This is a genomic window from Cupriavidus sp. UME77 (genome assembly GCF_014170355.1).
Classification (GTDB): Bacteria; Pseudomonadota; Gammaproteobacteria; order Burkholderiales; family Burkholderiaceae; genus Cupriavidus; species Cupriavidus basilensis.
Genome location: NZ_LZZU01000087.1, coordinates 24,218 through 44,886 on the forward strand (window position 1 = coordinate 24,218; position 20,669 = coordinate 44,886).

Consider the following 20,669-nt stretch of genomic DNA (forward strand, 5'->3'; position numbering starts at 1 on the left):
CTGTCTGCGGGGCGACGGGTGCTTCAGGCGGCCTTGGGGAGGCGCATGTCGAGGCGTAGCTGTGGCGGATTGATCAAATCAAGGGCGCGCTGGAGGATGTGCTCGGCCTGAGAGGCCGGGCCTTCGGCGAGCACGCATCGGTCCGGGCGAACCACCACCAACCAGTCGAGCGGGGCCACGCGGGGCAACACGGCCTCATCCAACGCTTCCAGGCGCCTGCCTTTGGGCGCGAGATGCTGCGCCTGGGCAAGCTGGCACCATTGCCACACCTTGCCGCCAGCGAGAGACCAGCGCACCATGAGCTCAGACGACAGACGCGTCGCGGGGTCGAAGCCGAATCCGATGACTGCCCACTCAAGCCCCAGGCACTCGTCGCTGAGTGTCGGGATTCCGCTTTCTGCCGGCCGGACCCAGCCCTGTGGAAAACTTGAACCGGCACGCAATTTCTCGGTGCCGGGCGCGCGCACGAACAAGCCTTTGTCGAACGTGTTTGCGGGCTTCACTTTCAAGTCTTCGAACAAGGCACGGCCGCGCGGCAACAACCTTATCGCGCTCATGCACCCGTGTATGGCGAGTGCCGCTGCTCGGTTGCGCGGCATGACAAGTGCCCCAAGAAAGCGCGCCAGGTTGATGATCTTTCTTGCGTGAGGCCGGCGTTCCTGGTCATAGCTGTCGAGAATATGCTCGCTCGCCTGGCCGCGTAGCACCCACGCCAGCTTCCACCCCAGGTTTGCCACGTCCCGCAGGCCGGCCACCAATCCTTGCCCGGCAAAAGGCGGCGTAATGTGAGCGGCATCACCGGCCAGGAAACATCGACCTTTCGAGAAAGACCTCGCTTCACGTGCGTGAAATCGATATACCGCAGTGCGTTCGATCTGGATCTTGTCTACATCGCACCACGGCGCTAGTAGTTTTCGCACCGATTCAGGCCGCTCCATTTCCTCAGCGCGTTCTCCCGGCTTCAACATGAATTCCCAGCGCTGGCGTCCCCCTGGCGCGACCATATGCGGCGTTGGCCTTGCCGGGTCGCAGAGAAATTCGCAATGGTCAATGGGATTCGGCACGCCAAGAGCGTCGACGATCAGCCAGTCCTGCTGGAATGTGCGGCCCTCGAAATCAAGCCCCAACTCACGCCGGACCAGTGAACCTGCGCCATCGATGCCCACCATATATTTCGCCCTGACCTGCAGGTCGGGCGAGCCAGCTGATTTCACGACGGCATGCACATGATGACCATCATCGACGAAGGACTGGAGTTCGGCCCCGAGGCGAACGTCCACGGTGCGGTACGCTGACAGCTTCTTGCGCAGCACCGCCTCCAGCTCCGGCTGGTAGAACGTGACGAGCATCGGATGGCCGTCGACGATCCTCGCGCTGTTGATGCGCGCAAAGCGGCCGAACAGCGGCGAGCGGTATTGCACCTTTGGAATTGCCACCGTGGCGAATTCTCCCTCCGCTACGCCCACGAGCTGCAGAATGCGCAGGGCCTCGTTGTCCAGCGCGATTGCGCGCGGCTTGGCAAAGATCTCCGTGGCGCGGTCGATGGCCAGGACGCGGATTCCGTAGCGGCCAAGCAGGTTGGCCAGCGCTGCCCCCACCGGCCCCAGTCCAACAAGCAGGACATCCGTATCGAGCATGTTCCCCTGCGGGGCCTTCTCGGCGTTCGTCATCATTGCTCCTGCCATGCGGGAATCACGGGATAGCGGGCCACCAGGGCCATCGCCGCCTCACGTGACGCGACCGGACCGGAGATGTCGGCCACGGCGCCGCGCTCGGGGCAGAGCCGGGCCTTGACGCGGGTGTCGGACATGCCATGCTCGGCAAGCGCCGCCTGGATGACGTGCTCGATGGTGAGCAGCCGCAAGTCTGGCTTGGAGACCTTGCCGACGGCGGTAAGGGGCAGTGCGGGCATGATTTCGATGCGCACCGGCACCGCCGCGCGTTCAGGTATCCTCTCCCGCGCGTATGCCATCAACGTCTCGCTGCAAGCCTGTGCGCCTGGCCTGAGTACCGCGAAAGCCACCGGCAATTCGCCCGCATGGGTGTCCGGCTGCCCGACCGCAGCGACCATGGCGACTTCGGGGTGTGCGGCGATCGTGTCCTCGATCATCGACGGATCGATGTTGTGGCCGCCACGGATGATCAGGTCTTTCGCGCGGCCGCACAGCGTGAGAGATCCGTCCGCGTCAAGGCGGCCCAGGTCGCCCGTGTTGAACCATCCGCCCTCGATCCAGATGCCACGGTTGTCGGCTTCCCTTAGGTAGCCGGGAAACACATTGGGGCCGCGTATGCCGATCACGCCGGTGGTACCGGCTTCGGCAAGCTCGGCGGGCCTGCCGTCCGCGCATAGCTTGAACAGCTTCAATTCCTGATACGGAATGCGGATGCCAACGGTACCGGCCTTGGGCTTGGCTTGTGGCGGGTTGACGGTCGACACGCAACTACCTTCCGTCAGGCCATATCCCTCGTGGATGCGAACACCGGTGAGCTTTTCAAACTCGTGTGCGACCTGACTGGGTAGCGGCGCGGCACCACAGAGGACGTGGCGCAAGGTCGGGATACCGTGCGCAGGCAACGGCCTGGAAAGCAGTGCCGCCAGGATGGTTGGTACGGCGGAAAACGTGGTGGCCCCAAATCGGTTTGCAATCTCCCAGAAGGCGTCCAGCAGGCCCGGCGTCCGATACCCGCCAGCGGTCAGCATGACGATCTCCGAACCACTATGAAGCGCGCCAAGTCCGGTCACCATGGCGCCATTGACGTGGAAAAGCGGCAACCCCGCCAGCATCACATTGCGCCGGTCGTCGATCCGTTGAAGGACCCATGCCATCACGGCTTCGTTCAGGTGACTGTGCACGGCCACCTTGGGGTACCCGGTGGTGCCACCCGTATGAAAATAGGCGCACGGCTCGGTGGGCGTGAATCGCCGCCCGCTGATCAGCCGCGTGCTGTCGGATTCGGCCAGCGCGTCGTGGAAGTCAAGCACCTGCACGCCGGGACGGCTCGGCATCTTGCCGCGCGGGATATGACCCCCGGAACCGGTACGCCGCCCCATCGCGGCCGTCGGGTCGACCTGCAGGATCGTCTCGACCCGAGGCAGCCTGTCCGCGACGTCCACCGCTTTTTCCCAGACGCTCCCTTCCGTGGTGGGCCCCAGCGCGATCACAACTTTGGCTCCCGTCTCTTCGCAGATCCGGGCAACGTAGCTGGATTCCAGCATCGGGTTGATCGGGCTGGCGATGCCGGCAGCTTCCGCGCCCCATAGCGCCAGGTGGCCCTCGATCAGGTTCGGCAACAGGATGGCGACTGGCACGCCCGGCGTGACACCCAGGCGGTGCAGTGCATTGGCGGTGCGATGGATGCCCTCCAGCAATTCGGAATAACGGACGTCGCGCGTCGGCGCGCAGGCGCTGCCGTCCAGCAGCAGTCGCAGGGCCACGCGTTCCGACCAGCGCTCGCAAGCGGTCCGTAGCACCGTGTAAGTGTTTGTGGCGTGGATCACGTCCTGCCAGGGCGTCCGTTCGATCTGTTCCACGTCCTGCAGTCGCCTGACGACCTCTGGCATGGGGTTGATTGCTAGGCTGCTCATAAGACTTCACTCTCATTCCAAATACTGCGATGGGATGCCACGTGTTTCGTCGCCAATTGGCGTGGTCGTCATGCCGGTGCGATAACAGTGGTCTGCTCACCCAGGTCGATGGTGCCGTCATCCGTGCGAATCGAGGCCCGGATGCTATCGCCGGGCCGAAGGTAGGCAGGATCGGTCATACCGCGGCGCACAAACATGCGCCATTTACCGGCGTCGCTCAGAAAATGCTTCGCCATGAACATGGCGAGCTTGCCCGGCGCGCGGGCCGCGCAACCGGCAGGCGTACCGGTGGCGATCAGGTCGCCGGTGTGAACGTCGTGCATGGATGCCAGTTCCGTCAAGGTTGACGCCGGCGCGTGGATCATATCGGCGCAGTAGGCGTCCTGCCGGGGCTGTCCGTTGACATCCAGGCGCATCCGCAATTCCGGCCAACGTTGCCACTCTTCCGGTGTCAGCAATATGAGCCCAGGGCCAACCGGCCCGAAGCCGCGATAGCTCTTGCCCTTGTAGAACTGCCCCTGCGGCAATTGCACGTCACGCGCCGACAGGTCATTGACGATGGTCACGCCGGCAAGCCAATCACCGAGAGCGTCAGGGCTGACCTTCACGCCCGGTTGCAAATCCCGCCGCAGCACCAGCCCGAGCTCGATCTCGTAGTCGAGCAGCTTGACGTGGGGCGGGGAGACGACCGGGGCATCCGCGGCCGTGATGCATGAGGACGCCTTCGTAAAGATCGTGTTGAAGGGAAAATCCTCAACACGCAGCCCGGATTCCATGACGTGGCTGCGGTAGTTGACCCCCTGGCAGAGGAATTGCTGGTTCTGCGTGACGGGAGCCAGAAGCTCGACGGCCTCGCGCGGTATCGACGCCTGTGTCGCCGGCAATTGCCAGATGCTTTGCCAGTGTTCGGCAAGCAACTCGCCTGTGGTTGCGGCGTTGACCTGCAACGGCGCGATGCGTGCGCCAAAGAGAATGCCCCATTGCGGGCCATCCGAATGAATGTAGCGAATTACGGTACGAGACATGACACTTCCTAGGGAATTGCTTGGTTCTAAAGCCAGGGCCTGGCGGGTGCACCCAGTGCTGTTTCGATCAGCTTGAGCCGCGCCGGCGCAATTGCCTTGCGCCGTACCAGCCTCAGCACCTTCAGCACATTGCGCAAAGTCTTTCTTGGTTTCATGGAAGCCGGTGCGTCGGCGCCCCAGGCCCAGATGCCGCCGAAATCTAGCGGCGAGTAAGCGGTTTCGAAGTCCGCGGTGAACAGATCGCCATCGGTGTAGTGCTCCAGCTCGAAACCGTCCGGATCGCGCCAGTAGTCGAACAACTGGCTTCCCAGCAAATGCCGCCCGATGCCCCACATGTGCGAATGGCCTTGCGCACGCAGCACCTGTTGACCTTGCCCGAGCGCATCGAGATCGATGACTTCGCACGCGCTGTGCTCGTATTTCTCTTCGATGCCACCCACCAGTACGAGGGTGTGGTGGTCGGCTGGCGCCTGGCCAAGGTCGAGCCGGCAGAAGGCCAGATTGGGACTGCCATCCGCGAGGTACTGCACGTCGGTCGGAATGACGCCGAGTACGGTCATGTACCACCCCGCCATGGCGGCGAAGTCCACGGTTTGAAATACAACATGTCCCAGCCGGACAATACTGGCCGGCTCAATCGGGGCGCGAACAGTGCGGTTGACTCGCGGCGCATATTGCGCCGTGTTGGTCAATGTCATGGGCGAGCGCATGGGCAGAGGTTCGACACGCTGCTGGCCTTGCACGAGCCAGACACTGCGCCCGGAAGGATCGAATAGCTCGACACCGCGCCCGCCTCCGGGAATCTGCTGTTCGGACAACCACGTGGCGCCAAAGCGATCGATGTACCGATGCAAGTCGGTATCGTCGGACATGCGAAAGGCAGGCCCAACGAAGCGGCTCGCCGCCGAACGTTCGGCCACGGCAATGCAAGGGGCCGTCCCGACGCCACGGGCCGTGATCCGGTCAGGCGAGACACTGACCAGATGCATGCCGAAATCGCGCCAGAAGCGTTCAGTCGCCGGCAGGTCCTTCTTTTCCCAGCGAAGAAACGCCAGCTCCACGGCTCTGCCGCATGGCTGTGGGCGAATCAGTCGCTGCACGCCAGGTGGCAGCCGACTCTCAGGGTACGACTCCGGCTGACGGAGTATTCCAGTCGATTTGGGCATGAGGTCTCCAACCGCTGAGCGGTCCATTTGTCGCTGTTTTTGATTTGCGCCGTGCATGCTGGTGCCGCCAAGGAGGGGCCACGGCGCTTGCGACGTCGGCATGTGTTGGCGGGCGACGTCGTTTACGGATTTAATAATAGTCTAAGTGTCATAATGACATGTATGTCGTTAACACCTAGATGGCGCAAAAAAAGCGGGCTGGTCGCCCGCTTCGCCGCGCACAATGTGCGGGGTGTGTCACGTCTAGTGGTCAAGGGATTGCACGCCGGCTGCTATGTCGGCCGCGGTTGCTGCGAGGATCTCCCGATACGCATTCACCACGCCCTCCATCTGCCCGGGCGCGGGCACCTCAGTTTCGGTGCGGCCGCTCAGAACCTTGCCATCCGGCAGCCGCCGCACGGTCCAGGCGATGGTCGCCGCTGCCCACTTGCCCACATTGGCGTCGAGGTTTACCACCTCGGCCGTTACCCGGAAGGCCGGCCGCGTCGCCGGCAGGCCGTGCTGGTAGACATCCACCGCGTCAAGCGTCGATTGCAGTTGCTGCGACAGCGCATCGCGTAGCTCGTCGGGCAATGGGGACGTCCAGCGCGATGTGTCGAGCAGCTTCACCTCCCCGCTGGTGCCGTCACGCACCACCAGCTGAATGCGGTTCAACCGCTCGGGCACGCGCACCGGCGTGACCTCGATCCACAACGGTTCGCTGCTACGGCTGGCTCGCCCTGTCACGGCCGGCGAGGCGTTGGAGTGACTGGCGGCCAGCGTGTAGTAGCGCGCCTCGGGTGACGCGCAGCCGCACATCATGGTCGTGGCCGCGGCGGCCAGCGTAAAAAACAGCGTCATACGTTTCATCATTTCTCTTCCCTCTTGCCTTGCAGCAGTGCTTCTGGATGCCGCTCGAGATAATCGGTCAGCGTGCGCAGCGAGACTGCCGTTTGCGTGAGTTCCTGCATCATCCGACGCGTATCCTGCTGCAGCGATGCGTCGGGCGCCAGCGCGCCATTGGCAGTGGCGAGCGTGCGGCGCACATCCTTCAGCGCGGCGAGCACTTCAGGTGCCACATCGCCATTGACCTGTGCCACGAGCTTGTCCGCGTTGACGAGCATTTTGTTCATGGACACCATCGCCGTGCGCGCGTCCTGCCCGATCTGGTCAAACGGCACTTTGCCGATCTTGGTCACAATGTCGCCAAGCTTGGCTTGCAGCTCGTCGAAGGTGCCTGGCGTGGTGGGGAACTCAGGCAGCGACCCGTTCAGGTCCAGATCAGCCGGCAGAGTTGCCTTCGGAAAGAAATCGAGTGCCACATAGAGTTGGCCTGTCAGCAGGTTGCCGGTGCGCAACTGCGCACGCATGCCGCGCTGTACCAGGCTATGCACGATGGCGAGCTTGCGCACGTCGTCGGCTACGTCTTTCTCGTGCAGACCCATGCGAGACGGATAGAGTTCCACCACCACGGGCATGCGGAAGGCCTTCTTGTCACGCTGGTATTCGATACCGATCGAGCGCACTTGCCCGACGGTCACACCGCGGAAATCGACTGGCGCACCTGGAGACAGGCCGCGCACGGACTGATCGAAGTTGAGCACTGCCAGTGCGGGGGCGAGTTCCTCCGGCTCCTTCATGGCTTCCGACTGGTCCGCCGCAAGCAGGAACTCGGTGTTCTCGGCGGCCGTGGCGTGCGCGGTCGAGTGCTCCGGCGCCTGGAAGGCCAGGCCACCAAGCATCACGGTGACCAGCGACTGCGTGGACAACTTCAGCCCGTTCGCATCGAGCTTGAGGTCGACGCCGCTGGCATGCCAGAAGCGCGTATCGGCGCAGACGAGCTTGTCATAAGGCTTGTTGACAAAGATCCGCAGCGTGATGTCGTGGCCGTTCGGCTCGAGTTGATACGCTACGACATGCCCGACCTGCACGCGACGATAGTAGACCGGTGAGCCGATGTCGAGCGAGCCCAGGTCTTGCGCACGCAGCACGAACTGCCTGCCTGAGGCGTCGGCAGTGACAGTCGGCGGGACTTCGAGTCCGGTGAAGCTGCGCGTCGTCTCGCCTGACTTGCCGGCATCCACGCCGATATATGCGCCCGATAGCAGCGTCTCGAGCCCCGACACGCCACTGGTTGCAAAGCGAGGCCGCACCACCCAGAAGCGTGTGTCGGCCACGGCGAAGGTCTCCGCGTCCTTGGTCAACGCAATCGTTGCGATCACATGCGAACGGTCCGCTGCCAGCCGTGCCGTCTTGACCAAGCCGATATCGACGTCCTTGTAGCGCACGGGGGTCTTGCCCGGTGTCAGGCCTTCGGCGGTGCGAAATGTGACGGTGATCTCGGGCCCGCGCGATGCTAGCGTGTTGATCAACAACGAGAGCCCGACCACTGCCGCAACGAGAGGGATCAGCCAGACGAGCGAGGGTAGCCAACGCGCGCGAGGCTTGCGCACGGGCGGCGGTACATCATGAGGTGGGGGATGATTAGTGTGTTCAGGCATGATCGGAGTGCGGAAATTCGATTGGGGGAGGCGATGCGTCAAGCGCATCCCACAGCAAACGGGGATCAAAGCTCAGTGACGCGAGCATGGTCAGCACGACAACCGAGGCAAAGGCCAGGGCCCCGCCCCCGGGCGCAATCGCGGCCAGCGCCCCGACCTGCACCAACGAGGCCAGCAGTGCCACGACGAAGATGTCGAGCATGGACCATCGGCCGATGACCTCGACCAGCGCGTAGAGCCGGGTCTGTTCTCGGATGCGCCAGGTCGATCTGCGGCGCACCGATATCAGCAGCAATGTCAGGATCATCATCTTTAGCAGCGGGACAACAATGCTGGCGATCAGCACCACGAGCGCCAGCATGTGCGAGCCGGACAGCCACAGATAGATCACGCCGGACATGATGGTGTCGCGCTGTGTACCGAGAATTGACTGCGTCACCATCACCGGGAGCAGATTGGCTGGGATATACAGAAGGTAAGCGGCCAACAGGAAGGCCCAGGTGCGCGACGCGCTGGCTGGCTTGCGATGATGCAGCAAGGCGCCGCAGCGCGGACACGGTCCGGCCTCGAGCGTCATCGGGCTGAGCCGGTCGCAAGCGTGACATGACAGCAGTCCGCGCGAAGCAGCGGTAGCGTGGGGCAATTGAGTCGCGGTCATGGTGCGGCGTCCGGCGTGCAGGTTTGTATGTCATCTGCACCCTGCGCGTCGAGGTAATGCCACAGGTCGCGTGGATCAAAGGACAGGATCGCGGCAAGTACGACCACGAGGGCACCGAACGACCAGAGCGCGACGCCAGCAAGCACCTGCGCTATGGTCGACAGCTTTACCACCGTCACCAGCACGCCAATCATGAATACCTCGATCATGCCCCACGGCCGCGTCAGGAGAATGCCGCGCACAAGGCGGTCGAAACCGGGGGGCATGCGGTGCCGCGCCATTGGCACGAGCAGGTAGCACATCATGAGCAACTCGGCCAGCGGAAGCAGGATCGTCGTGGCGAACACGAGCATCGCCACCGGCGACATGTCATGCGCGTAGAGTGCTTGCACGGCGCCCCATAGCGTGGTCTCCACGCGGGAGCCCTTGAGTTCCATGGCGACAATCGGGTACGCGTTCGAGATCATGAACAGGATCAGAGCGGTCACCACAAGCGGCAGCAGGCGGCGATAGGCGTGCGAACTGTTGCGATAGAGGGCGCCGCCGCAGCGTAGGCAAGTGGCACGTTCGCCCGGTTGCAGTGTCACGCGCATATGGAGTGCGTCGCAATGCTCGCACGCAACAAGCCGATGCATGTCCTGCGGTGGATCTGGCGGCGGAATGTGGTTCTGATGCATTGATGCAAGCAGTGCGTCGAGCGCACCGGGTTCATTCGAGATTCCCGCATTCTGCTACAAAATGACTTGAATGTCATCATGACAGTAAGTATCTTATAAGAGTTGCGGCGGGCACGTCTGCTGCAAAGCACCTCCTTGTCCCACCGTTTCCAGCTGCATGCAGGCTCTTTCTTTCCTCAGAACGCTGTCCATGAACGTTGTCTGCGAAGTCGAAATTAGCGATGGCCCGCCGCATGACATCCGTGCCGCGGCCAAACGGCTGGTTGTCGCGACAGCAGACGCTGCGCACTCGGTGCGAGCCGAGAACGGCACTGAGCTTGTTCGTGTCAAGGAGGGCCGGACGTGGCCTACGCCATGGTGCCGGCGTTGTAGCGGCGTATTGATATAATCATCCGATCACATAAGGTCCTAAAATTGAAGATGCCTGCCGCCCCTGATCCTAAAGACCATCGCCCTCGCGTTGCAGCCGAACGGCGTGCACGGATGCGCATGCGTCTCATTGAAAGTGCGATGATCGTCTTTGCGCAAAGAGGTATCGGAGTCAGCGTGATTCCGGAAGTCATCGCGGCAGCTGGCGTCTCGCAAGGCTCCTTCTACAACTACTTCCGCACTAACGACGATCTGCTGGTGGCTGTCAGCGAAGCGCTCAGTCGCGACATGGTGCAAATGATCGAGAGCGTGGTCGGCGATATCGAAGATCCGGCGTTGCGTGTTGCAACGGGTTTTCGCTTGTATCTGCACCTTGCGCGATCCTATCCTGTGGTGGCGCAGTTTCTATCCGGCACAGGCCTGACCTTGGTCGGCAAGAAGAGTGCCGTGTACGAGTACCTGCCCTCGGATGTCAAGGAAGGCCTGAAGACGGGCACGTTTGACGAGACGTCGGCCGATGTTGCATTGGACATGGTGGCAGGCGCGGGGGTAATCGCCGTTCACCGTATGGCCCAGGGAAAAACGACCAAGGATTATCCCGAGCGGATTGTCCGGGCGGTGTTGCGGTCGCTCGGCGTGTCCGCATCGAGTGCCACAAAGTTGACCTCCGCGCCTTTGCCAAAGCTGGTCGTTCCGCCGGAATCACTGCTCGAAAAGGCACAGGAGAGGCTCGCAGAAATGGCCGAGCCCTCCAACTTGCGAGCGTAGCCAACACTACGGTACTTCGCCGCTCGCTTCGGTGAGCAAGCCATCGAATAGCACTTCACTCGCATCCAGCGGCGACTTGGATATCGCATCAGCCACCGCTTCCTCCACGCCTAAGGCGCGCAATGCCACCGCAGCGGCGAGCTCCGAGAAATCTTCGCGACATTCGGTTTCAAGCATGTGGTGCATCGCGCTCATTGCCGCGCCGGCAACGATATTGAACCCCAGGGCGGTCGGCATGCGCTTGAAGCGCTTGCGTCGAATACCTTCCTCTATGTCCCTGCGGACAAACTCCAGCATATTGGGCGCCTGGTAGCCAGCCCAGCCCAGCCGACCCAGGATTGCAGCCACTCCCGGCTGGCGTATCGTAAGTATCGACGCCAGCCGTATTCCCCTGGCGATGTGCTCGGCCGGGTCGTCATGGCCGCGCACAACAGGGTCGGCGGCCCGCTCCCATTGTTCAGCAATCTTACCGACAAGCTCCCGCACGATCGCGTCAGACGACGGAAAGTACTTGTAGAACGTTCCACGTGACACCCGTGCGGCCGAAATGATGTCATCGATGGAGGGCGTTGCTGCGCTGTTCTCTATCATCAAGCGCATCGCACTGTTCAGCAACAGAGAGCGCATACGCTGCCGCCGCTTTGCCGCAACTCGCTGACGGTGGTCGCGAGTCTCCCACGGTTCCGTTTCAGCTGCCAATCTCTTCTGTATCGGGGTCATTGATCTGTTTTTTTCCTCATGGTCAATGAGTCGACATAGCCGCGCTTCCTGCGCCTTCAGTCCAGGCCCATCGCGTCACTCCGCATCCAGTGCTTGTCTGCGCGCGTCCACTTGCTTGTGGTCGCCATGCACCTTCTTCGTCTCATGTGGAATCCGGTACGGCATAGTCGTCCCGCTCCACGCATAAAATAAATTGTACGTCATCATGACATGTAAGTCAGTATGATGTATATTCCGGCCTATCGGGAAGGGCGAAAGCCCTAACAGGCCTGCCGTCGCAGACGCCAGCACGAGTCCTTGGGGCGGCTCGGCGGCGTGGATCGCTGATGACTCGCAGGCGAGCGACGGACCTTACTTGAGGGCAGAAATTGAACAGGAACTATCGAGCGGCAGCTCTTATCATCATCGCGGCACATCTGCTAGCCGCCTGTACACCGCACTCTGCGTCTGAGCACGCGGACGTAAGGCCGGTGCGGACAGTGGTCGCCGGACGTACCGCCGGGTCGGTCGGCGCGACCTACTCAGGCGAGATTCGCGCGCGTTACGAAAGTCAGCTTGGATTCCGCACAGCCGGCAAGATCGTCGCGCGCATGGTGGAAGTGGGCAGCCACGTCAAGCGCGGCCAGCCGTTGTTCCAGCTCGACCCCACCCAGGAGACGTTGCAGGTGGCTGCGGCGGGTGCGGAGGCCGATGCGGCGAGAGGCCGGGTAGCCCAGGCGCGGGTGGATGTTCGGCGTACCGAGCAATTGCTCGCGCAGAACTTCGCCTCGCAAGCCGAGCTGGACCAGCAGCGGCTGGCGCTCAACCAGGCGGAAGCCCAACTGCGTTCTGCCCAGGCGCACCAGCAGCTGAATGCCAACCTGCGCGGTTTTACGACGCTCCTGGCCGACCGCGATGGTGTGGTCAGTGCAATCAATGCGGAGGCCGGGCAGGTGGTCGCGGCCGGGCAGTCGATCGCGACCGTTGCGGCTGACGGCGAACGCGAGGTCTCGATCAGTATTCCGGAGTCGCGAGTAGACGAACTGCGCAAGGCGTCGACACTGACGATCACGGCCTGGGCGCATCCGGACAAGTCCTGGACCGGCAAGCTCCGGGAGCTTGCGCCGGATGCGGACAGCATCACGCGGACGTACTCGGCACGCATTTCCATTCAGGACGCGGATCCGGACCTCCTGCGGCTAGGGATGACAGCGTCTGTCATAGCACCGGACGTGGACGGCAACGGCGTTGTCCGCGTGCCGCTGACCGCCATTGTCGATCATGAACATGGCCGGCAGGTGTGGGTGGTTGACCCGAAGACGTCGCGGGTGATCGCGCGTGAAGTCAAGCTGGGCGCCGCGCAGAACGACAGCGTGATCGTGGTTGGGGGACTGGCGGGAGGAGAGACCGTCGTGAGTGCCGGCGTGCATATACTGCAGCCTGGCCAGCAGGTGAAGGTGGCCGAGGCGGTAGCTGTCGCCAAGGCGGGGGGTGTGAAGTGAAAGGCATCAACCTGTCCGAATGGGCACTGAAGCACCAGCAGATGATCGCGTTCCAGCTGTTGCTGTTGTCCGTGGCCGGCGTGCTGGCATATGGCAGCCTGGGCCAGAAGGAAGACCCGGAGTTCACGATCAAGACGATGGTCGTCCAGGCGTACTGGCCGGGGAGCTCCGCCCAGCAGATGGCCGATCAGGTCACCGACAAGATCGAGCGCAAGCTGCAAGAGGTGGCGGAGATCGACTATACGTCCACCTATGTGAAGCCGGGCGAAACGCAGGTCAAGGTGAACTTGCGCGAGGACGTACCACCGGGCGCAGTGCCGGACGTGTGGTACGAGGTCCGGAAGAAGATGGGCGACATCCGGCATACCCTGCCACAGGGCACGCAGGGACCATTCTTCAATGACGAGTTCGGGGACACCTTCGGTAACCTCTATGCCATCACTGGTGACGGCTTCGATTATGACGATCTGAGACGGATTGCGGATGCCGCGCGTAACGAGTTTCTTCGTGTCGGCGACGTCAACAAGGTCGATCTGGTGGGCAAGCAGGAACAGAAGATCTATGTGGAAGTCTCCACCGCCAAGCTCGCCTCGCTGGGGATCGACCCGGCACTGATTGCGTCGACGCTCCAACAAACCAATGTCGTGACATCGGGCGGGACGGTGCAAACCACCGCGGAACAGGTGCGGCTGGCTGTCAGTGGCGAGTTTGACTCGGTCGAAGGAATTCGCGCCATCGGCATCCGTGCCGGCCAGCGTACCTTCCGCCTTGGCGATATCGCCGACGTCCGTCGGGGCTTTGTGGAGCCTGCCACCTCGAGGATGCGCTTCAACGGCAACGAGGCGATTGGACTTGCGGTGAGCATGCGCAAGGGCGGCGACGTGATCCGGCTTGGAACAAAGCTGGACGAAACGGTGAAGCGCATCGAGTCCACCTTGCCGGTGGGTGTGCAGATCCACGCCGTAAGCGACCAGCCACGTATCGTCGAGCATTCCGTTTTTGAGTTCAAGAAGAGTCTGGCCGAGGCAGTGATCATTGTGCTCGTCGTGAGCTTCCTGTCGCTCGGCTTGCGCACGGGACTGGTCGTCGCGCTCAGCATCCCGCTCGTGCTGGCCATGACATTCCTGGCGATGTATGTGATGGGCATCGACTTGCAGCGCATCTCGCTGGGTGCGCTGATCATTGCGCTCGGACTATTGGTGGATGACGCCATTATTGCCGTCGAAATGATGGCACTGAAGCTCGAGCAGGGCTGGGACAAGTTCCGCGCCGCCACCTACGCGTACACGGCCACGGCTTTCCCGATGCTCACCGGCACGTTGATCACGGCTGCGGGCTTCCTTCCGGTCGGCTTTGCGAAGTCGGGCACTGGCGAATATGTGTACTCGCTGTTCCAGGTGGTGGGCATTTCGCTGTTGTTGTCGTGGATCGTGGCCGTCCTCTTTACGCCTTACATCGGCTTCAAGCTGTTGAGGGAGCATGCGCACGCATCGCATGACGAGGATGCCGTCTACCAGCGCGGCTTCTATGTCAAGTTCCGCCACTTCATTGACTTCTGCCTTAAGCAGCGCGCATGGGTACTCGGCATCACGCTCGCGGCATTTGTCGGCGCACTGGTGCTGTTCAAGGCGATACCCCAGCAGTTCTTCCCCGCGTCAGACCGGGCCGAACTCATTGTGGACCTGTGGATGCCGAAAGCCTCCACCTTTGAGGCGAGTCAGCGCGAGGTCCAGAAGCTGGAAGACCTGCTCAAAGGCGATCCGGACATTGCGGCGGTGACCAGCTTTGTTGGCAACGGTACGCCACGGTTCTACCTGCCGCTCGATGTGCAGACGCCCAATCTGAACCTGGGCGAGATGCTGGTGATGACGAAGGGCGGCGAGGCACGAGAGCGGGCGAAGGAGAAGCTCGAGAAGCTGTTCGACGGAGAATTCCCGAATGTGCGTGGGCGCGTCAATCGACTGGAAAACGGTCCGCCTGTCGGTTACCCGGTCCAGTTCCGCGTGTACGGGCAGGACAACGCCAAGATTCGTGCAATCGGGCAGCAGGTGGCGGACATCATGCGTGAAGAGCCCCACGTGCGCCAGGTCAACCAGGACTGGGGCGAACGCATCAAGCGCGTGCAGGTCGACGTCGACCAGGACAAGGCGCGTGCACTGGGCATCAGCTCAGGCCAGATCAAGGCGGCTCTTGAGGCTTCGCTGTCGGGCACGCCGATCACGCAGTACCGCGAGGAAGACCAGGGTATCGACGTGGTCTCGCGCCTTGTCGCAGCGGAACGCACGGACCTGAATAACTTGAAGGACGCCAAAATCTATGTGCGCGATGGCAAGTTTGTGCCGGTTTCGCAAGTGGCCCGGCTCACGCTTGACAGCGAGGACAGCGAGCTGTGGCGGCGTAACCGCGTGCCAACGTTGACCGTTCGTGCCGATATCGCCGGGGCGCAGGCACCCGACGTCACGCGTGCACTGCAACCGAAGATCGACGCACTGGAAAAGGCGCTACCGCTCGGCTATGGCATCGAGATCGGCGGCGCTTACGAATCGAGCGCAAAGGCCCAGCATTCCGTTTTCGCGGTGATGCCTGTGACGATCATCGCGGTGCTCGTGCTGCTGATGATTCAACTGCAAGACATGAAGAAGATGGCGATGGTCTTGCTGACCGCACCGCTCGGGCTGATCGGTGTCAGCGCGATCATGGCCGCATTCCAGATTCCATTTGGTTTTGTCGCCATGTTGGGTGTGATCGCCCTCGCTGGAATGATCATCCGCAACTCGGTGATCCTGGTCGTACAGATCGATCAAGACGTGGGCGCGGGCGTCGCACTGTGGACAGCCATCGTCGAAGCGGCGGTGCGGCGGCTGCGTCCGATCGTGCTGACTGCCTTGGCGGCAATTCTGGCGATGGTGCCGCTTACCCATTCCGTGTTCTGGGGCCCCATGGCGTGGGCAATCATGGGAGGCCTCGCCGTTGCCACGGTGCTGACGCTCGTCTTCCTTCCCGCTCTGTATGCGACCTGGTACCGGGCCAAGCGCCCGGAGACCGTCTGATCGCAAGTATGACGATGAGAGTTATTTCGATGAAAAGACTGAGTATGGCCCTGCGGGCCGGGCAAGTGGCGTTGGGCTGCATGCTTTTCCTGAACGCCGGAGCGTCGGGCGCTATCGATCTCGTGGGGGCCTACCAGCAGGCATTGGCGCATGATCCGACAAGCCTGGCTGCAGGTGATGCACTCACTGCGGGGCGGGAGATGGCTGTGCAGGGCGACGCATTGCTGCGTCCTCGCGTAAGCCTGCAAGCGGCACTGGACCGGATCAACAATCGTTCGTCCGGCAACCCGCCGGCCGAGGCTGCGCCGTTGGTATCCGCCGATAGTTCAGGCACTGCGCGGCAGGCCGGCGTGATGCTCATTCAGCCGCTGTACGACAGGACCGCGGTCGCCACGAGGAAGCAGTTGCACGAGCAATCGAACCTGGCGCAAACGCAGTTCGACCAGTCCCGCCAGGACCTGGCCTTGCGGGTGTCCGAGGCATACTTCGGCGTGGTATTGGGTGAGGAAACGCTGCGTGTAGTGCTGGCCGAGAAGGCGGCCTTGCGACAGCAACGTGACCGCGCGAAGGCGCGCTTCGACATCGGCCAGGGCAAGATCACCGATCTTCATGAAGCCCAGGCGCGCCTGGATGGCGTAGAGAGTCGCGAAGTCACGGCGCGGTCTGCGCTAGAGCAGCGACGCACGCGCTTCCTGGAAACGGTCGGCATGCCCCCCGATCAGCTCAGCGGGCTGGCGCCCAATTTCGCGCCGCGACCGCCGGAACCAGACAATCTCATGGCGTGGCAGGCAAGGGGTGAAGATCAGAGTTACCTCGTCAAGACCAAGCAGTCTGCGCTCGACATTGCCGGCGCGGAAATCGACAAGTACCGCGTCAGCAGTCGCCCGACCGTCGCGCTCGTGGCACGTTATGGCGCACAAGGGCAAACCGGCAACCTGGCTCCCTGGGTTGCGGCCAGCAACACCCGAACCGCGACGATCGGCTTGCAGCTCAACATGCCGCTGTACGCGGGCGGCGGACTGGATTCGCGCGAGCGGGAATCCGTCGCGAGGAAGAGCCAGGCAGAGCAGGAGGTTGCCGCCGCCCGGCGAGACGTGCGCTTGAATGTGCAGGACGGATTTCTCTCGGTGAAAACGGGCGTGTCGCGCGTCGCCGCGCTCGAGCAGTCGTTGACTTCGGCGCGTAGCGCGCTCGCGGCGACGACGCTTGGCCGGGACGTTGGCACCCGTACGGAGCCCGACGTACTGGACGCGCAGCAGCGCGTGTTCGCCGCTGAGCTTGACCTGGTTCAGGCACGCCTGGACTACCTCCTTGGCCGTCTGCGGCTTGCCGCCGCGGCGGGGGAACTGAGCGAGGACACCTTGCGCTCGTTGAATGCCTGGCTCGCAGCCTGATCGCGAAATCCTATGCTAGGAGATCTGCAGCACTATTGGAGCGGCGCCTTTCTCGCCGCCAACGCGTTCATCGGGCTGAACATGGTGGGCGCACTGCTGCTCGGCATGCTGGTTGGCTACGAGCGCTCGTACAACGGCCGCGCCGCCGGCATGCGCACCTACGGCCTCGTGTGCATGGCGTCCACGGCGCTGACGGTGTTCGTCGGCCACGCGCTGCTCTGGTACGGCGGCGCCACAGCGCACATCCAGGCAGACCCGACCCATACTATCCAGGGCGTGGTCACCGGCGTCGGTTTCCTCTGCGCCGGGGTCATCATGAAGGACGGCATGCGCATCCGCGGCCTCACCACCGCGGCATCCATCTGGGCCGCCTCGGCCATAGGTGTGTTGCTCGGCGTTGGTTTCTATGCCGCCGCGTTGCTGCTCGCCGTGCTATGCGTAAGCTCGATGTCTCTGTTGCACCGACTTGAGTCCAGGCTTCCGGGGCGCACGACGCTGGATGTGTCTCTGACTTTCCAGCCCGGCGAAGCGCCGGATATCGATCTGCTGATCGACGGGGCAAAGTCCCGCGGCTATCGCGTGCTGCACGACAGCCTGACCATCACGTTTGCCGACAACCAGGCCGTGTGGCGAGTCAGCCTGGTCGCGCCGGACAAGGCGCGCGCGCTATCGCCGGCCGGACTGGCGGCCGAAATGGCTGCAACCCAGGGTGTCTCCCGGTTCAGCATCGTGCCGGTGCGCAGTTGATTCGGGTACCTGGGCCGACGTTCCGGTCAATGGCTTGGCCATTCAATACTTGCCGGAGTCGGAGCGTATTCGCTCTGGTGCCGTCCGCTCGGCAGCGACTTCCCTGGGAGCCATCGTCGGTGGCGGCGTCATGCTCGTGGTGCAGGCTCGGGCCGGCTGGGAGTGGCCGTTCCGAATCCTGGCCGGTGGCTTGTTGTCGGGCGTCTGCCTGTTGCTCTTGCTCTGCCTCATCGCCGGCCGCGCGCCCCGCAACCTCATCCCGGCATCGACCCGCATAGGGTTCAAGCAATGGATCACCTATTTTTCGTTTGCTGAACATCCCGCATGGATTCCCCTGTCGCTGTTGTACTTCCCGTTTATAGGGACTACCTGGGTCTACCTGAAGCCGCTCCTGCTCGACCAAGGGATGAAGGCCGAGAACGTTGCCTGGGTAGCGGGCGTTGCGGGCGGCCTTGTCGGTGCCGTCGCCAGCATGATGAACGGTATGGGGTACGCGCAGCACTGCCTGCCGGCGCGTTGCTCAATCTGGCGGCCGTAGTGGCGTTGGCGGCTGCGGTCGCCGGCCACGCTCCGCACTCGGTGTTGATTGCCACCACCCTAGCGATTGCCATGGCGATGGGGGCCGCCGCGGGCCTGTTGTTCGGCCTGATGATGTACCACACCCGCCCCGGCATGACTGCCCTGGACTATGGCATTCAGTCCAGTCTGCTCGCCTTGACGCGGATGGTGATGCCCATGCTGGCGGGCTTGCTTCTGGACCTGCTTGGCTACCTGGGAATGCTGGCTGGGATTATCGCCGGTCTGCTGGGGGTACTGATGCTCACCCTGCAATACCTCAGGGCCGCGCCGCCTGGCTGGCCAAATGTCGGGTCGCTCGGATAGCTCGTTGTTTCCAACTCCATTGGCATCTCGACGTCAGCATAGGACTAGGCATGAAACATACCGATCAACAGAACATAGAACGAACTGGCGCCCCGGATGCGCGCTGCAAATCGCCAGTGCTTGCACCCCCAAGCTCGTCTGGCCGGCTTCCGCGGCATCCTGCATGCCGACGCGTAGGCGGGCTTCAACGCCACTCTTACGGATGGCAGCTACAACGCTCGGCCCGAGAGCCCGTTTGATAATTCAAGGATCGGCAATTCTGCGTATCAGCAGTCCGCCCATTGCGATATAGACCATGGCCTCGGACACATCGGGACGCCGCTCGTAGTCCCTGACCAGGCGACGCCAGCGAACCATCCAACCGAAGGTACGTTCCACCACCCAACGCCGGGGTAGCACCGCGAAGCCAACCTGATCCTCGTGACGGCGCACCACCTGCACGACGAAGTCGAGCGCCGCGGCCTTATTCATCAACGTGCGACGATCGTATGCGCCATCTGCAAACAGATGCTTCAGTCCCGGCTAGCGCTTCTTTAGGGCCTCCAGGACCGCCAGCGCCCCGGTACTTTCGGCGATGTCTGCAGGCGTCAAGCTCGCCATCAGCAACCGGCCGTTCGCATCCACGGCAATATGCCGCTTGCGCCCGACGATCTTCTTTCCCGCGCCGTCCAGCGTCGCCCAGCAGCTTGCTGCTACGCTGTCGATCGAGCGCTGCAGTTGCAGCTGCTATCGGCTTCCAGGGGCAAGGAGAAGCTGTCGGAAAAGCCAGCTGCACAGGTGCCTGACAGCCCGTTGCGCGCGACCTACTGGAAGCTCACGCGGCAGGGCGATGCGCCGGTCAGCGTGGCGGAGCGCCAGCGCGAACCGCACGTGATCCTCGCCACGAGCGAAGCGCGGCTGTCAGGCAATGGCGGCTGTAACAGCCTGATGGGCGGCTATGAAGCCGATGGCGACCAGCTTCGCTTCAAAGGCCTGGCGGGTACCATGATGGCCTGCGCGCAGGGCATGGCCCAGGAAACGCTGTTCCTGCAGGCTCTGGAAACGGTACGGCGCGCCCGCCTTGCGGGCCGCCAGCTCGACCTGCTCGGCGCCGACAATGCCGTGGTGGCGCGCTTCGAGGCTGTGGCGCTGCGCTAGTAGAGGCAGTGCACCCGCCCTTCCTCGCCGCGAGCGCCTCGGCGTTGCCCGCCATCATGAAGCCTACGACACGCTGCGTGACATTGGTCCGTCGTTCGTCGTCCGTCGTGCTGTCGGCTTCAACGCCCCTTGCTGCGCCAAGGCGCTCCGCCACCGTGTCCAGTACAGTACCATTCCCTTGCCTCCGATTCCAATTTGATAAAGCCGGCGGGTGCCTAGATTTACGTCACCTTAACGAGGGGCTGGGAACTCAGTTTCGTCGCCGGCTGGTCGATACTCACTTGTATGCCAGCTAGTTTCGCTCGGCTTCTTGCCCTAACGCCGAGACCGACGCGCAACCTCACTTATCATTGACGTAGATCACGATATCAATCGCGTATCCACGCTCGAATGCGGGGCCCTTTAATCCTGCTTGGATGCCAACGAGGGGCTGGCGCGTTGGAGCGGATCGAGTAGAACGCATGCGCGGGCATGCTGCACCCATTGCGGGAAATGGGGACGTGGGGAAGTGGGGGAAGGGGAATAGGGG

At 62.8% G+C, this 20,669-nt stretch carries 17 protein-coding genes and 1 pseudogene; 8 read left to right on the plus strand and 10 right to left on the minus strand.

The genetic code is table 11. The annotated features are described in order from the left end of the window. Nucleotides 1–23 precede the first annotated feature (23 nt). The 8 genes from A9975_RS33530 to A9975_RS33565 all read right to left on the minus strand — a co-directional run bounded on the left by A9975_RS33530 (nucleotide 24) and on the right by A9975_RS33565 (nucleotide 9,592). The gene (locus A9975_RS33530) at nucleotides 24–1,673 is read right to left on the minus strand and encodes a bifunctional 3-(3-hydroxy-phenyl)propionate/3-hydroxycinnamic acid hydroxylase (RefSeq protein WP_255504183.1); all 1,650 of its coding nucleotides are present in this window, start codon (nucleotides 1,671–1,673) and stop codon (nucleotides 24–26) included. Further along, nucleotides 1,670–3,586 carry an acyl-CoA synthetase gene (locus tag A9975_RS33535; RefSeq protein WP_183036496.1) on the minus strand — a complete coding sequence of 639 codons (1,917 nt, stop codon included), beginning with the start codon at nucleotides 3,584–3,586 and terminating at the stop codon, nucleotides 1,670–1,672. The genes A9975_RS33530 and A9975_RS33535 overlap by 4 nt, the downstream gene beginning before the upstream one ends. 68 nt (nucleotides 3,587–3,654) lie before the next feature. Next, nucleotides 3,655–4,611: a fumarylacetoacetate hydrolase family protein gene (locus A9975_RS33540; RefSeq protein WP_183036497.1), complete on the minus strand. Its 957-nt coding sequence runs from the start codon at nucleotides 4,609–4,611 to the stop codon at nucleotides 3,655–3,657. A 26-nt stretch (nucleotides 4,612–4,637) separates the two neighbouring features. After that, nucleotides 4,638–5,672, minus strand: coding sequence for a VOC family protein (locus tag A9975_RS33545; protein WP_370565962.1), 1,035 nt, complete (start codon nucleotides 5,670–5,672; stop codon nucleotides 4,638–4,640). Between the two features lie 348 nt (nucleotides 5,673–6,020). Continuing rightward, nucleotides 6,021–6,629, minus strand: coding sequence for a membrane integrity-associated transporter subunit PqiC (locus tag A9975_RS33550; protein ID WP_183036499.1), 609 nt, complete (start codon nucleotides 6,627–6,629; stop codon nucleotides 6,021–6,023). Further along, nucleotides 6,626–8,257: an intermembrane transport protein PqiB gene (locus A9975_RS33555; RefSeq protein ID WP_183036500.1), complete on the minus strand. Its 1,632-nt coding sequence runs from the start codon at nucleotides 8,255–8,257 to the stop codon at nucleotides 6,626–6,628. The genes A9975_RS33550 and A9975_RS33555 overlap by 4 nt, the downstream gene beginning before the upstream one ends. Further along, a complete protein-coding gene (locus A9975_RS33560) occupies nucleotides 8,250–8,915 on the minus strand; it encodes a paraquat-inducible protein A (protein ID WP_183036501.1) in 666 nt (221 codons plus the stop codon). The genes A9975_RS33555 and A9975_RS33560 overlap by 8 nt, the downstream gene beginning before the upstream one ends. Further along, a complete protein-coding gene (locus A9975_RS33565; RefSeq protein WP_183036502.1) occupies nucleotides 8,912–9,592 on the minus strand; it encodes a paraquat-inducible protein A in 681 nt (226 codons plus the stop codon). The genes A9975_RS33560 and A9975_RS33565 overlap by 4 nt, the downstream gene beginning before the upstream one ends. A 489-nt stretch (nucleotides 9,593–10,081) precedes the next feature. On the opposite strand from A9975_RS33565, the gene A9975_RS33570 reads away from it, so the two are divergent. Beyond that, nucleotides 10,082–10,729: a TetR/AcrR family transcriptional regulator gene (locus A9975_RS33570; protein WP_255504185.1), complete on the plus strand. Its 648-nt coding sequence runs from the start codon at nucleotides 10,082–10,084 to the stop codon at nucleotides 10,727–10,729. A 6-nt stretch (nucleotides 10,730–10,735) separates the two neighbouring features. Here A9975_RS33570 and A9975_RS33575 read toward each other — a convergent pair whose 3' ends face one another. Beyond that, nucleotides 10,736–11,449 carry a TetR/AcrR family transcriptional regulator gene (locus A9975_RS33575; RefSeq protein WP_183036504.1) on the minus strand — a complete coding sequence of 238 codons (714 nt, stop codon included), beginning with the start codon at nucleotides 11,447–11,449 and terminating at the stop codon, nucleotides 10,736–10,738. Nucleotides 11,450–11,928: 479 nt separating this feature from the next. Between A9975_RS33575 and A9975_RS33580 the strand changes: the two genes are divergently transcribed. Genes A9975_RS33580 through A9975_RS33605 form a run of 6 tightly spaced genes read left to right on the plus strand, consistent with a single transcriptional unit; the run spans nucleotide 11,929 to nucleotide 19,003 of the window. Next, entirely contained in the window at nucleotides 11,929–12,930 is a 1,002-nt protein-coding gene (locus tag A9975_RS33580) for an efflux RND transporter periplasmic adaptor subunit (protein ID WP_370565963.1), read from the plus strand. Then, nucleotides 12,927–15,980 carry an efflux RND transporter permease subunit gene (locus A9975_RS33585; RefSeq protein ID WP_183036506.1) on the plus strand — a complete coding sequence of 1,018 codons (3,054 nt, stop codon included), beginning with the start codon at nucleotides 12,927–12,929 and terminating at the stop codon, nucleotides 15,978–15,980. Before A9975_RS33580 ends, A9975_RS33585 begins: the two co-directional genes overlap by 4 nt. 29 nt (nucleotides 15,981–16,009) lie before the next feature. Beyond that, nucleotides 16,010–17,374 carry a TolC family outer membrane protein gene (locus tag A9975_RS33590; RefSeq protein ID WP_255504186.1) on the plus strand — a complete coding sequence of 455 codons (1,365 nt, stop codon included), beginning with the start codon at nucleotides 16,010–16,012 and terminating at the stop codon, nucleotides 17,372–17,374. A 12-nt stretch (nucleotides 17,375–17,386) separates the two neighbouring features. Further along, nucleotides 17,387–18,121, plus strand: coding sequence for an MgtC/SapB family protein (locus A9975_RS33595; RefSeq protein ID WP_183036507.1), 735 nt, complete (start codon nucleotides 17,387–17,389; stop codon nucleotides 18,119–18,121). Between the two features lie 34 nt (nucleotides 18,122–18,155). Further along, complete coding sequence (locus tag A9975_RS33600; RefSeq protein WP_183036508.1) at nucleotides 18,156–18,659, plus strand: MFS transporter; 504 nt, start codon at nucleotides 18,156–18,158, stop codon at nucleotides 18,657–18,659. A gap of 44 nt (nucleotides 18,660–18,703) precedes the next feature. Then, nucleotides 18,704–19,003 carry a hypothetical protein gene (locus A9975_RS33605; protein WP_183036509.1) on the plus strand — a complete coding sequence of 100 codons (300 nt, stop codon included), beginning with the start codon at nucleotides 18,704–18,706 and terminating at the stop codon, nucleotides 19,001–19,003. 243 nt (nucleotides 19,004–19,246) lie between these two features. On the opposite strand, the pseudogene A9975_RS33610 reads toward A9975_RS33605, so the two are convergent. Then, nucleotides 19,247–19,666, minus strand: a pseudogene (locus tag A9975_RS33610) (IS5 family transposase); the annotation flags it as partial. 54 nt (nucleotides 19,667–19,720) lie between these two features. Here A9975_RS33610 and A9975_RS33615 point away from each other — a divergent pair. Then, nucleotides 19,721–20,140, plus strand: a complete 420-nt coding sequence (locus A9975_RS33615; RefSeq protein WP_183036510.1) for an META domain-containing protein — start codon at nucleotides 19,721–19,723, stop codon at nucleotides 20,138–20,140. The last annotated feature ends 529 nt before the right edge of the window (nucleotides 20,141–20,669 follow it).